The sequence below is a fragment of the Mycobacterium sp. IDUB_36 genome, assembly GCF_055419225.1.
On the sequence record NZ_JBVAXH010000002.1, the window covers coordinates 629,367 to 643,133 of the forward strand.

The window sequence follows — 13,767 nt, forward strand, 5'->3', positions numbered from 1 at the left end:
CGCAATATTTAGACTCCACCCCCATGGGGGACTTCGACACACTCTTCGCCCGTCTCGAGCCTGACCCGAGGATTCGAGGCAAACAGTTCGAGCATGTCTGTAAGTGGTTTCTGACCAACGACCCGATGTACAAAACCACGCTGCGGAAGGTGTGGCTTTGGAAGGAGTGGACGGGTCGCTGGGGCATTGACGCGGGCATCGACTTGGTTGCAGAAGACCGCGACGGACGGCTCTGGGCGATCCAGTGCAAGGCGTACAAACCGGAGAGTTCCATCACCAAAGCCGATGTTGACACCTTCCTGTCGGAGTCGTCGCGGGCGTTGTTCTCCTACCGACTTCTGATCGCCACAACGGACAAGCGACACCACGTCGCGCGTCGCACGATGGACGACCAGGAGAAGAAAGTAGGTTTCGTCGGCCTGAGCGACCTTCTCACCGCCGAGGTGGACTGGAGCAGCAATCCACTCGACATGCGTCCGTCCCTACCGAGGAAGCCCGCCACGCCGAGAAAGCACCAGCGCGAGGCGATCCGCGATGTGGTCAAGGAGTTTACGAAGTCGGATCGCGGTCAGCTCATCATGGCTTGTGGAACAGGGAAGACGCTGACTTCTCTGTTTATCAAGGAGAAGCTGGACGCCCAGCGCGTCTTGGTGCTCGTCCCATCCCTGTCCTTATTGAAGCAGACCACGCAGGTCTGGCGGGTCAACGCCACGGCGACATTCGACGCGCTGCCCGTCTGTTCCGACGAGACGGCAGGAAGGACTGAGGAGGACGCGGCGGTTGCCCACACCAGCGAGCTGGGAGTTCCGGTTACCACCGAACCTGTAGAAATAGCCGCCTTTCTCCGGCGGCCGGGTCCGCTTGTGGTGTTCTGTACCTACCAGTCCTCCCCGCAGATCGCCGCCACGTTCGCTCTCGGGCGGGTGCCCGCGTTCGACCTAATGGTCGCCGATGAGGCGCACAGGGTCGCTGGAATCGCATCGTCCGAGTTCTCAACGGTTCTCGATGGGAACGCGATCAAGGCACAACGGCGGCTATTCATGACAGCGACCCCACGCTACTTCACAGGTCGAGTGCTGAAGGCGGCGCAGGACGCCGACCTAGAAGTGGCGTCAATGAACGACGAAGCCAAGTTCGGCAAGGTCTTTCACCGCCTGACCTTCAGCGAAGCAATCAAAAATAACCTGCTGACCGACTACCGCGTCGCCGTGGTCGGCGTGGACAACGCGACGTACAAGGAGTGGGCGGAGAGGGGGGAGCTTGTCACTCTCGACGGGAAGAAGAAAACAGACGCCCGAACCCTAGCGGGACAGGTCGGTCTCGCGAAGGCGATCCGGAAGTACGACCTCCACCGAACCATCAGTTTTCACTCCCGCGTCGACCGTGCCCGCGAGTTCGCCGCCGAGATGCCAAATGTCATCGCGTGGATGCCAGCACGGCAGCGCCCGAGCGGTGAGCTGTGGGCGCGGCACGCCTCGGGTGAGATGTCCGCCGGTGCGCGGCATGTGTTGCTCCAGCACCTGGGCCGCCTTGAGGACGGCGAGCGAGGCCTGTTGACCAACGCAAGGTGCCTGGCGGAAGGAGTGGACGTACCGACTCTCGACGGGGTGGCGTTCATCGACCCGCGTTCCTCGGAGGTCGACATCGTCCAGGCGGTCGGGCGCGCAATCCGCAAGTCCGACGCTAAGAACGTAGGGACCATCGTCATCCCGGTGTTGATCGACACCGAAACCGATCCAGCAGAAGCTCTCAAAAGCTCGGTGTTCAAACCAGTTTGGGATGTGATCCAGGCTCTCCGCGCCCACGACGAGGAACTCGGCAAGCAGCTCGACACGCTGCGGCGGAGTATGGGCAAGCGGGGTGGTCGGGTGCGGCTACCTGAAAAGATCCACCTCGACCTGCCGACAAAAGTAGGCACGGACTTCGCTGATGCCTTCGACGTTCGTCTAGTCGAACAGACGACCCCTCCGTGGGAGTTCTGGTACGGGTTGCTGGAGAAGTATGTCGCGGAGAACGGCACATCTCGGGTCCCGCAGAGCCGCGTCTTTGACGGATTCAAGTTGGGTCAATGGGTAAGCATTCAACGCTACACGTGGGAATCCCTCAGCGATGACCGGAAACAACGACTCCAGCAGCTGCCAGGTTGGACACTCGATACCCGCGCCGAGCAGTGGGAGGAGGGTTTCCGCCATCTTCACAACTACGTGGCGGAGCAGGGTGGCGCGCAGGTCCGCGACGACTATGTTGCCCAGGACGGATACAACCTGGGCAAGTGGGTCGGAAAGCAAAGGACGAAGTGGAAGTCCCTCACACACGAACAAAGAGAGCGCCTTCAAGCACTGCCAGGTTGGACACTCGATGCACGTGTAGCTCTATGGGAGAACGGATTTCGTCTACTCGCGAAATACGCCCAGGAACACGGAAACGCTAACCCACCGCGAGATGACGTCTTCGAGGGTGTGCAGTTGGAGTCTTGGGTACGGAGGCAGCGGAGAACCTGGGACTCGTTGAGCCACGACCGTCAGCGACGGCTCCAGCAGCTTCCAGGTTGGACATTGGATGTCCTTGCTGACAAATGGGAAACGGGATTCCGCCGGCTTTTGGAGTATGTCCAGGAGCACGGCGACGCTAAGGTTCCACAGTCCTACATCGTCGGAGGATACGCACTGGGTAAATGGGTCGGTGTACAACGGCGGACCTGGCAAAAGCTCACTGACGAACGCCGCCAACGACTTCAGCAGCTCCCAGGTTGGACACTAAACGCCCGCGCTGCCTGGTGGGAAGAAGGGTTCGGTCACCTTCAGCGGTATGTCGAGGAACACGGGAACGCCAGGGTTTCTCAGAGCTGTGTGGTCGACGGGTTCAGCCTCGGCTCGTGGGTGGCCAACCAGAAGAGTAAGTGGAACACCCTCAGCGACGAGAGGCGTCAGCGACTGCAAACCCTGCCTGGCTGGACGCTGGATGCCAAAGCGGCTTTCTGGGAAGAGGGTTTTCACCACCTCCAGACGTACGCCGAGCAGAACGGAGATACGAAGGTGCCGCAGAGGTACATCGTCGGCGCGTTCAAGCTCGGGGTGTGGGTTGCCAACCAGAGGGCTAATTGGTCATCACTGGACGAAGAACGGAAGCAGCGCCTGCAACAACTTCCGGGCTGGACTGACAACACGCGAACCGCCCTGTGGGAGGAGGGATTCGACCACCTTCTGAGGTATATGAAGGAGAACGGCGACGCGTTGGTCCCCAGCGACTGCGTCTTTGACGGATACCGGCTAGGTCAATGGGTCGCTGTCCAGCGGAGCAATTGGCGAGCAATTAGTGACGGGCGGCGGCAGCGACTGTCACAACTTCCAGGATGGTCGGTGTCAGCTCGCGCCGCTTGGTGGGAGAAAGGGTTCCGTCGCCTCGAGGACTACGTCAGGGAAAGCGGTCACGCCTGCCCACCGCAGTCATACTGCGATGCCGACGGCTATCGCCTGGGTGCCTGGGTCGCCAAACAGAGGCAGACCAACGCAAAGGGGACACTCGCCTCTGACCTCCGCGCAAGGCTCCAAAAGCTACCAGGGTGGGAGTGGACTCCGAACGACACCCGATGGGACGACAGCTTCCGTCGACTACAGAAGTACGTCAAAGAAGAAGGGCACGCTCGCCCACCGCAGGCATACGAAGATGCCGACGGCTATCGGCTCGGAACCTGGGTCGCCCTCCAGAGGCAGCTCGAAGCGAAGGGCACACTCAGCCCCGACCTTCGAGATCGCCTCCAGACGTTGCCCGGGTGGGAGTGGACGCCTAAGGCTGCCTTGTGGGAGGACGCCTTTCGCCGACTTCAGGAATACGTCAGGACGAACGGAAACGCCTTCCCAACCCAAAGCTACGTGCACGACGACGGCTACTTGTTGGGTACCTGGGTCAGCCAGCAGAGGCAGAAAAATGCCCAAGGGTTACTCAGTCCCGACCGACGTGAACGGCTGTCGACGCTTCCTGGCTGGCAGTGGACACCGCCCCGTGGCGCGGCGGCCCGGCGAAACTAATCCCGTTTTTGCATCGCCATCGGTTGGCGTGGTGTCTTAAAACTTTAGTTTCGAGACGGCGCGAACAACATGTTGCAGCGCACAACATGACCCAGGTCGCGAGTCTTGAAAGTTGTCTCGTATCGAAATAGCGATGCGCTGACTTTTGAGATAGGTTAAGGGCGTGAACGCCGCCAACGTAAATGCATCCACGCCCGCGCCGACTGGCGTACTGCTCGGCTACGCCCGCGTTAGCACGGGCCACCAGTCGCTCGACGCACAGGCTGACGCGCTCACTACCGCCGGGGTGGATACCGCCCGCATCTACTCTGACAAGCTGACTGGCACATCGACCCGCGAGCAGCGGCCCGGCCTGGCCGCTGTGCTCGACTACGCACGACCAGGCGACACCATCGTTGTCATCGGCATTGATCGTTTGGGCCGCAACGCCGCCGAGGTCATGACCACGATTCGCGACCTCGGCGAGCGTGGCATCGTTCTGCGGTCGCTGCGTGAGGGCATTGACACGTCGAACGCGACCGGCCGCATGGTCGCCGGGGTGCTGGCGTCGCTGGCCGAGCTTGAGCTTGAGCTAGGTCGTGAGCGCCGGGCGGCATCGCGTGCCGCGCGCAAGGCCCGCGACATGCCGATCGGCAGGCCCAAGAAACTTGACGCCAGCAAGGCCGCGCTCGCGCGCCGGATGCGCGATAGCGGCGAGCCGGTGCCACTGATCGCTGATCAGCTCAATGTCAGCCGGGCGACGCTGTATCGATATCTGGCGGAGGCCGAGTGACCGGCCAGGCGCACCGACCAACCAACCTCGAACGTGGCCTGCCCATCTGCCGGGCGACTAGGGTACGAGTGCGCCCCCGAGAGCGGAGTCCAACGTGCCTGACTCAGACGATCCGATGGCCGCGGTGCTGCGGTATGTCGAGGCGTTCAACAACGGCGACTCGACCGCGATGAAAGCCGCGTGCGCTGACCCCATGCAGATCCTGGATGGGATGTCGCCCCATGTCTGGCAAGGGCCGACAGCCGCTCAAGACTGGTGGAGAGACGTGCTCGCAGAGGGTGAGCACTTAGGGGCTTCGCGATACCAGATTGCGCTTGGCGAGCCAAAGCACGTCGATGTCGCCGGTGACTACGCCTATGTCGTCGCTCCGGGAACGATGACGTTCGATCTTCGCGGTCAACAGGTCACCCAAAATGGCTCGGTGTACACGGTCGCGCTTCGTAAGGTCGGCGCGGGCTGGCGCCTCACGGCCTGGGCGTGGTCAAAAGGGGGTTGACCTCAAGGTCCTACGGCTGAGCGCAACAACAGAGCAGCCCGGCGACTTCTCCTCCCTTCTCGGGAGTGCGCTCCGCGGGGTCGGCGAGGGCTTGGAGCCGCATTGTCACGTCGAGCGCCGACGCATCGTTAGCTGGTCCAGCGGCGACGGGTGCACAGCAGATCGGCTTCGACATGTCGATCACTGGCCGATTCCGGCAACCTGATTACGACTGAGACACCTTGCGCCACCGACAATCTCGCCTTTGTCGGGGTAGTCACTTTGACGGCTTTAAATCGGAGTTCTAAGTCGACCACGGTCGGGTCGGAGTGTTCACCGGCGGTCACGTCGCGTGGCAACATCAGCATGTGGATCACGATGGCGTTCCCCGTCTGGGTGTTGAGGTCAGCGGCTTGCTGTTGGCCCGCGCAGGGTTGTTCGAGGAACTGAGAACTGACGGGGATAGACCGACGGAGCCTGCCCGAGGAACACCGAAGCAACGCGGTCGCGCGGTCGAATGGCACCGACGAAATGGTCCAAGGGGCGTGACTGGGGCGTAGGGTTCGCACGGATAGCACAGACGGAAGTCCGAGGATGCCGATGAGCGTTCATGACTGGAGTAAGCCGGCGGCGATCGCCATTCCCGGAGAGGGATACTTCGAGCTCGAACGAGGCAGGTACGGTCCCGTCTATCCGAGAACTCCCGCCTGTTATGGCTTTTCGATCATTGCGAAGGTCAAGGAGGGGCGCGAAGAGGCTGTCCGCGCGTACGGCAAGCAGATCGAGGAAGCGATTGCCGGGAGTCCCGACGTGCTCGCGCCGCTGCGGCTGCACTACTTGCGGTGGGTATTGTTCGACGTCGGTTCGGGGCTACATTTTCAGTACCAGGGCATCTTCGACACCGATTTCGACAAGTACACCGAGGATGCGGTGGCGCTGTTCAGCGCGACGGGGATCACCACGGTGTTCACCAATCTCGAGGGATTCCCGGAGGACTGGAAAGAGAATCCGGACGCCTTCGTGAAGTTCGTTCGCGAGCACCAGTGCCCTAGTTTCCTGGAGTACGGGGAGTACCCCTACGTCACCGCCGACGAGATCAAGAAGGCTTTGCGGCTCAAGGCGGCGTTCTCCGACATGCTCGACCAGATGCAGTGACCGCACCGGGCGGCGCGCTCATGCTCGAGTTCGACGATATCCAGCACCTCCTGCTGACCCGTACACCCGCGATCACCGGGCGCTACGAGTTCCTGACGTTCGGGAACCCCGCGGGGGCCCGGGCGTGGCTGTCCGAGTTGATCCCCGTGGTCGAATCCGCCGCGGCGGCGCAAGCTTCGATGGACAGCACCAAGCGGTGGGTCACGCTGGCGTTCACCTGGAACGGCTTACGCGCGCTAGGGGTACCCGAAGAATCGCTGGCGACTTTCCCGGAGGCGTTCCGGCAGGGCATGGCGGCCCGCGCCGACATCTTGGGCGATACCGGGGCCGCCCATCCGAACCACTGGGTGGGCGGACTGGCGAGCGCCGACCTGCACGCGGTCGCGATTCTGTTCGCTCGCGACGACGCCGAGCACACGCGTGCGACCGGGGTGCACGACGAGCTGGTGGCCCGCTGCGACGGTGTGCGACGGTTGTCGTTTCTGGACCTGAATGCGACGCCGCCGTTCAATTACGCGCACGATCACTTCGGATTCCGGGACCGCTTGTCGCAGCCGGTGATCGAGGGATCTGGAGACGAGCCCACGCCGGGGTCGGGTGCGCCGCTCAAGCCGGGCGAGTTCATCCTCGGCTATCCCGACGAGAATGGGCCAGTCGCGGATCTGCCGCAGCCGAAAGTGTTGTCCCGCAATGGAACCTACATGGCCTACCGGCGGCTGCAGGAGCACGTCGGGCTGTTCCGCGACTACATCCGGGAACAAGCACAGACACCGGACGACGAGGAGCTGCTCGCGGCGAAGTTCATGGGACGCTGGCGCAGCGGCGCGCCACTGGTCCTGGCACCGGACAAGGACGATCCGGAATTGGGCGCGGACCCGATGCGCAACAACGACTTCAACTACAAGGAGATGGATCCGTTCGGGTATGCGTGCCCGCTCGGATCGCACGCGCGACGCCTCAACCCGCGCGACACCGCGCACAACATGAACCGGCACAGGATAATTCGTCGCGGCGCTACCTACGGTCCCGCCCTGCCCGAGGGCGCACCCGACGACGGAGTCGACCGCGGTATCGCCGCATTCATCATCGGCGCCAGCTTGACCAGACAGTTCGAGTTCGCACAGAACGTCTGGATCAACGACCGCGCCTTCCACGAACTCGGCAACGAGCATGATCCGATAGCCGGAAGCCAAGACGGCACACTGGAATTCAAGATCCCCAAGCGGCCGATCCGCAAAATTTTTAAAGGGTTGCCCGCGTTCACCACCCTGACGGGTGGAGCGTACTTCTTCCTGCCCGGGATCAACGCCATGCGATACCTCGCGGCGCTCGACGGATCACGTTAAGGATCCACCATGGGCGCACTTTCCACTGCACGCACCTACAACCAAACGCATGTCCCACGCAAGCACACCCCAGGTCAGCGGCGCATCAGCATCTACTGGACCTGGAGCTACCCGTGGGAAGCCCAGCGCGACCCGGCGGAGATGTACAACCGCTTCTCCACCATGACCGAAGTCCGTAACGCGGTGTGGCCGAGCTACGAGGCACCGGAATACCAAGAGGCGCAATTCCTCCAGGGCATCGCCGGCACCCTGGAACTTTTCCACCGCTCGGCGCTGGCCTTCCAGGAAGTGGCCGGCGAGGCCACCGGCCACCCGGTCGCGGTGTTCCAGCGCATCGACCAGGCCGGCTACAAGCTTCCGATCGACGAAAGGATCCTCGCCGACACCGACACCCTGATGGTGTTCGGGCTTGACCACCTCCTATCCGAGCAAGAAGCCGCACCGGAGGAGATCAGCGCAATCCGGGAATGGCTGCGGCGCGACGGCACCTGCTTGGTGTTGGCGCCGCACCATGACGTCGGCTTCGCCGAGGACTTCGCCCAGCGCAAGGTCGAATACGACCATCACGGCGACCCCTTGGTGCCGCGCCAGCAGCGGTTCAGTCAATACACCCGCTCGCTGATGAAAGCCCTCGATGTTCCGGTGCACAACAGGTGGGGCCTGCGCCCCGCCGTGGTTGAGGGAACGAAGGAGATCGCACCCCTGACCGCGGTCCGCGACCTGGACGCAGCCAGACTGCTGGACAACGTCACCACGTTCAACTTCCATCCGCACCTGCCGCACTACGAACTCACCGCTCCGGAGGGCGACTCTCTGCGGGTGCTGGGTCGTCAACGGATCGATCCCAACAGGCCGCATCCCTTCACCGCCGCGGGCAACACCGAATTCAACGCGCTGATCTGGATGCCGCCGTGCGACTGGCGTGCGGGCGACATCGTCCTCGTCGACTCCACGAACTTCACCACGCTTTTCGGCGGCACCGACAGCCTCAAGAATTTCTGGCACAACCTCGCCACCATGAAGTGATGTTCCAGCAAGAACGGTAGGGGTCACAATGCCCGGTATGGCAGCGATGGCGATGGGCGCAGCCCCCGTCCTCGGTGGTGCGCTGCTCGGTGCTGCTGTGGGGCAATTCAGGGGTCCCGATATGCGAGCGGGGATTAAACAAGACCTGGAGCTGCTCGAGCAGATACCTGAGACGGAGGCGGTGCGGCGAGAGGCGCTGCGGCGCAGCATCAACGAGCGCATCGACGAATTGATCGTGGCGGAGGATAAGGCACGCCGGCTGCGCGCCACCGCCAGTTCCTATGAAGGAAATTGGCGCGACATCGTCCTTTTTGCCTGCGCGGTGCTCTTCTCGATTGTCTGGTGGTCTGTCAACCACGACCGGGACAGCTGGCTGCCCGTGTTCATCACCACCATTGCGGCGTCGGTCGTGGCGGCAGGCTACGCAGTCCAGGGTATCCGCCGAAGCGCGCGCAGGGTGCGTCGTCGCGCCGGTCGTGGTCAGCAGGCGTAAGCGGCGTCCGCCCGGTCGCACGCGCGTGGCAACACAGATTGCGGGCATCGTCGGTGGCTTCGCGCCACGCGGCTCGGCTGGCCCGTCGGGCAACCGGGGTATGCATCGACTGGGGGCGCCGCCACGTGCCAACTGCGGCACGCTCGCCTGGCCGGGCCCGCGACGCGCACCGGCGCATTACCGGACGGCCGAAAGCCGACGCATGAGTGACTGCACCGAATCCCTACCTTCCGCGCAAGTTTCACCGCCGACCAGATCGACACGATCTACAACGACCTGTGGTCGGGGGGGTTCGTCCTGCATTGCACGATCATTAAGGACGGGGAGGTTGTGGTTCCCACGGTCGACCCGTTGCGCGAGATTAGCGACGTGCTGCACTACATCTGCGACGGGCTGTTCGAACTCGACGAGCCGACGCGCGTCCGCGCCGGTGAGCCCCTTCGCAGGGCCACGCTTTCACATCCCGGTACCCCGAGTTGAGCATTCGTTCATTCAGCAAGCTGGATCAAACGGACCACATTGGGCGAAAGGACGGAGCAGAATCCGAATGCGTAGGGGGCCCAAACTTGGAGTACAAGAGTCGCATGAAAAGAATGAAGAAAGTCATAACGTGCGCTTCATTGGTATTTTTCGGCTTCTGTGCGTCAATAGTTCTTCCGGCTGGATCGGCTCACGCCGACCTCTGCCCGTATCCCGGCGTTGGATCCGGTGGCGGGGCATTATTCGGGCAAGGTGGCTTCTGCGACTACCCGACCGAGATCAACGGCTCGCATATGCATTGTGAGGCAGGTGGTTTCGGCGTCAACGGCATTCTCGGGGCCGCTAACGGCGGCGGTAGCTTCGCATTCGGTGGCGCAGGTATCGGCGCTCTTAGTTGTACGTGGCGCTGTCCAGACGGCGTTACATCACCGGCACCCAACCCGCCAGGCTTGTGGAGGGAATACATGGTGGTGATGAACTCTACTAACTTCTGCAAGGATCACATGAATCCCAACGGATTCACCAGCGATCCCGTTCTAGCCACCGAGGGACTACCGCCAGATGAGCGACCACCGGAAGCACCGGAAATACCGGGACGACCGATCCCCAAACCGGGACCACCAGCACCCGCTATGCAAGTAACACCGGGGATACCGGGAGCGTTAACACCAGGGATACCGAATCCGTAATGGACCGGCAAGCTGCGTGGATTGTCGGTTATGGACTGTGTGCCGGTTTATTCTCGCGCGCTCACCTTGGCCATACCGCCCGGCGTGGACCCCGGCAGTGTGCCGAGTGCTGCGCGGGCCGGTTCTGGGCTGTCTTTGATGGCGGCAACTAACCCCCAGCAAACACCCGTTTCCACTTCAGCGAGCGTTGCACCCCAGCCAGATAACGTCCGATTCATGAATTCGACTATTGCCCCCAACGCAACTGCCACGAGGGTTCCAGCGCCAACGTGTGCGGACCGCCTGTGCGAGGTCGCTGGCCGCGATCGCGCCGTTGCTGCCCGGCTGCGCGAACAGGCGGCGCAGCTGCTGAAGCTAGCCGACGGGTTGGAGACAAATGCGTCGATCGCCGTCGCCACTGCAGCGGCGACGCTTACCGAGTGACCTTGAGTGATTAATGACCGATGCGGTGTTCGGCCCGTCTGACCGCACGGTGCCGCCCGACTTGGCTCGACCACTGCAACACGACCCGGTGCAGACCCTCGTCGCGGCTCGGGCCGGGCGGGCTGTGCGTGCGAGTCGGCGGCCCAAGACACCGGCCGAGTTGGCGGCGCGCATCGTTCCCGGCTACCGAGTCACCCCGACCATCGCGCTCATCTCCGACGCGCTGGCCGATGCGGTGGCTAAGCCCGATCAGCGGGTGATCATCTCCACCCCGCCGCGTACCGGCAAGTCGGTGCTGGCGTCGCAGGTTTGCGTTCTGTTCGCGCTGGCTGACAACCCTGACGCGCGAGTAATCCTGGCGTCGTATGCCGACTCCCTAGCGCAGGAGCATTCGCACGCCGCGCGTGCTCTGATTGCTGAGCACACCGACCTGCTGGGCTTCGGGCTGCGTGCTGACAAGGCGGCCGTGGGCCGGTGGCGGGTCGGCGGCGGTCATGACGGCGGTCTGCTCGCAGCCGGAATCCTCTCCGGTATCACGGGTTTCGGTGCCGACCTACTGCTGATCGACGACCCAATCAAGAACGCTCAAGAGGCCGACTCTGCCGCGCACCGCCGCCGGGTGCTCTATGAGTTCCGATCGACACTGATGACTCGGCTACACCCTGGCGGCAGCGTCGTCGTCATCGGCACCCGCTGGCATGAGGCCGACCTGATCGGCACGCTGCTGGCCGAAGAACCGGATCGGTGGCGGCACATCAACATTCCCGCAATCGCTGAGGCCGGCATCCCTGATGCGCTGGGCCGTGAGCCAGGAGTCGCGATGACCAGTGCCCTCGGTCGCACAGCTGAGCAGTTCGATGACCTACGCCGCTCGGTTGGCTCGCGGTCGTGGTACGCGCTCTTTCAAGGCGTGCCCGCAGCGCCCGAAGGCGGACTCATCAAACGCCAATGGCTCGATGACTGGCGGTTGCCCGCTGCCCCACAGCGCCCGCTGCTGACCGTCGTCGGCGTTGACCCGGCCGACTCCGGCGAGGGTGACGCCTGCGGCCTCGTCGCGGCGTCGATGACGGCCGACGGCGTGGTGGCGATGATCGCCGACCAGAGCGCACCCATGACGAGCGACCAGTGGGCGCGGGCTGCAGTCGAATTGGCGAACGACGTCGGCGCGAGCGAGATCGCCGTCGAAGGCTTCGCCGCACGTGAGACCTACGTCCGCGTCGTCAACGACGCCCTCAGGCGCTATCGCATCGACCGGCCCGTGCGCGTGGCGAGCTGGCCGCCGAGGGGGTCGGGACGTGGTGGCGGCGACGCGCTAGCCCGGTCGTCGGCGCTGCTGCAAGGGCTTGAGGTTGGCACCTGCCGGCTCGCCGGCCACTTTCCGGCCTTCGAAGAGACTGCGGTGACCTGGCAGGCGGGTCAGCGCCAGCCCGACGCCCTGGCCGCACTCGTCGTCGCCCATGACGTGCTGGTGCACGCGGCTGGACGGCAGTGGTCGTTCGCCTCGCCGTTGGACCTCGAGCAGCGCCTAGCCGAGCGGCGGTCGGCTGAGTCGGGCCTAGCGCGGAAGGTCACCGATCGTCCCGCTATCGCGTCGCTGACCGGACACGTTTCTCGCCGGACAGGATCGCGATAGGAGACCCACGCACGGCCCGAATTCGTGGGTCACAGTGGCGGGCGGCGATTCGCATTCCTCGCCGCAATCGCCCGTCGCGCGGCCGCAAGTTCACATTCTTCGAACTCGTCGTTCGCATATTCGATCGCCTCGGCCACTAGCCCGCTGACGCGCACCTCCATTTCGGCCGGACACCGAAGTGTATGTGTCTCAGTTCGTCCGTCGGCGCGTCCAGTCGTGAAGCGAAAACCGTTCTCGAGAACGCTTTTTCGAAAATGGTCTTTCCAGAAGGGAGGTCCAGCCGGTGCGTACGTCACCGTTACCTCTAGCTCACCGGGAGTGTCGTCGCTCTTCGTGGCGAAAGGCTCTCCGACGAGCTCAATCCGTCTCCACATAACAACGGTCGGTATCTGGAGGACCTCGAGGAATTCCTCGTCTGATTCGGGCGGTGGGACGTTCGCCGTGAACGGACCGCCCGCCCGCCACGCTTCAACCGTCGACAAACGCCTGATCTGCTGCCGAGGCTGAAACCTGTCGGCCTCCCTGACGGGGATGGCCTCAGTCGTGTAGATCGGCTCGATCCCGCCGCCCAGTTGTTGACGCCATCGCCGACCGCCTGCGTCTGTGTACTCGACGGCGAATTTGACCTCTCGCCAGTTGGCGGTGTGCACAGTGACGAGTGTGAACCAAGCCTCGTGGGCAGTGGGATTCCGGTACGGCATCAACAATTCCGCAGTGGGGATGAATTCATGCAGTCTGTTCTGAGACTCAACTAGATCGGGGGTCCGACGTTCGTACCCGCCACTCGGGCCATAGGGCGAATCCACGAAGGGGACCGATACGTCGAAAAACACATCCTTGCTGCGGTTCTCGATCCGGAAAGTCGCCAGAGACTCAATGCCACCCGGCATGTCGATTTTGTAAATAACCAGCAGTCGGGCCTGTGCCATGTCGTTGTTTTCCCTGATGCGGGCGGCCTCCTGACGGTCCGTGCGAGCCTGCCCACTCGCGACCAAGATGGTGAACGCTGCGATGAGGAAAGCCGCCGCCGTGCCCAGCCCACCCGCCCACGTGCCCCACGCTGAGAACCAGTTGGCTGTGATGTCATTGGGCGAGAAGCGCGCCTTGCACACGGTCAACACGATGAACAGGGAGAGGAACAGCAGCGCAGCGAGGCACGTGCCCCAGAGCACCGCCGAGAACTGTCGTTCCTCGGGAAGCTTCCCCTTGTTGGAGTTGCGTTTTGCGGGATGTGCCACCTGCACAGA

10 protein-coding genes and 1 pseudogene are annotated in these 13,767 nt (G+C 63.2%); 8 read left to right on the plus strand and 3 right to left on the minus strand.

What is annotated here, in order from left to right; all coding sequences use genetic code 11:
* Nucleotides 1-23 precede the first annotated feature (23 nt).
* The 3 genes from ACZYW1_RS21330 to ACZYW1_RS21340 all read left to right on the plus strand — a co-directional run bounded on the left by ACZYW1_RS21330 (nt 24) and on the right by ACZYW1_RS21340 (nt 5,296).
* Nucleotides 24-4,028 (plus strand): DEAD/DEAH box helicase, encoded by a 4,005-nt coding sequence (locus ACZYW1_RS21330; protein WP_463788451.1) that lies wholly within the window; start codon nt 24-26, stop codon nt 4,026-4,028.
* Between the two features lie 211 nt (nt 4,029-4,239).
* Nucleotides 4,240-4,800: a recombinase family protein gene (locus ACZYW1_RS21335; RefSeq protein WP_463788828.1), complete on the plus strand. Its 561-nt coding sequence runs from the start codon at nt 4,240-4,242 to the stop codon at nt 4,798-4,800.
* A gap of 94 nt (nt 4,801-4,894) precedes the next feature.
* The gene (locus tag ACZYW1_RS21340) at nt 4,895-5,296 is read left to right on the plus strand and encodes a YybH family protein (protein ID WP_463788452.1); all 402 of its coding nucleotides are present in this window, start codon (nt 4,895-4,897) and stop codon (nt 5,294-5,296) included.
* 76 nt (nt 5,297-5,372) lie between these two features.
* On the opposite strand, the pseudogene ACZYW1_RS21345 reads toward ACZYW1_RS21340, so the two are convergent.
* Both ACZYW1_RS21345 and ACZYW1_RS21350 read right to left on the minus strand, forming a co-directional pair.
* Nucleotides 5,373-5,471, minus strand: a pseudogene (locus tag ACZYW1_RS21345) (Rv2640c family ArsR-like transcriptional regulator); the annotation flags it as partial.
* Entirely contained in the window at nt 5,425-5,799 is a 375-nt protein-coding gene (locus ACZYW1_RS21350; protein WP_463788854.1) for a hypothetical protein, read from the minus strand. The gene ACZYW1_RS21350 and the pseudogene ACZYW1_RS21345, both read right to left, overlap by 47 nt.
* Nucleotides 5,800-5,875: 76 nt before the next feature.
* On the opposite strand from ACZYW1_RS21350, the gene ACZYW1_RS21355 reads away from it, so the two are divergent.
* From ACZYW1_RS21355 to ACZYW1_RS21375, 5 genes are all read left to right on the plus strand, one after another.
* Nucleotides 5,876-6,430, plus strand: a complete 555-nt coding sequence (locus ACZYW1_RS21355) for a hypothetical protein (protein ID WP_463788453.1) — start codon at nt 5,876-5,878, stop codon at nt 6,428-6,430.
* 20 nt (nt 6,431-6,450) lie between these two features.
* A complete protein-coding gene (locus ACZYW1_RS21360) occupies nt 6,451-7,776 on the plus strand; it encodes a Dyp-type peroxidase (RefSeq protein WP_463788829.1) in 1,326 nt (441 codons plus the stop codon).
* 9 nt (nt 7,777-7,785) lie between these two features.
* Nucleotides 7,786-8,802, plus strand: coding sequence for a hypothetical protein (locus tag ACZYW1_RS21365; RefSeq protein WP_463788454.1), 1,017 nt, complete (start codon nt 7,786-7,788; stop codon nt 8,800-8,802).
* Between the two features lie 37 nt (nt 8,803-8,839).
* Nucleotides 8,840-9,295 carry a hypothetical protein gene (locus ACZYW1_RS21370; RefSeq protein ID WP_463788455.1) on the plus strand — a complete coding sequence of 152 codons (456 nt, stop codon included), beginning with the start codon at nt 8,840-8,842 and terminating at the stop codon, nt 9,293-9,295.
* 1,605 nt (nt 9,296-10,900) lie between these two features.
* Entirely contained in the window at nt 10,901-12,520 is a 1,620-nt protein-coding gene (locus ACZYW1_RS21375; RefSeq protein WP_463788456.1) for a terminase large subunit domain-containing protein, read from the plus strand.
* Nucleotides 12,521-12,549: 29 nt separating this feature from the next.
* Here ACZYW1_RS21375 and ACZYW1_RS21380 read toward each other — a convergent pair whose 3' ends face one another.
* A complete protein-coding gene (locus ACZYW1_RS21380; RefSeq protein WP_463788457.1) occupies nt 12,550-13,758 on the minus strand; it encodes a hypothetical protein in 1,209 nt (402 codons plus the stop codon).
* Between the last annotated feature and the right edge of the window lie 9 nt (nt 13,759-13,767).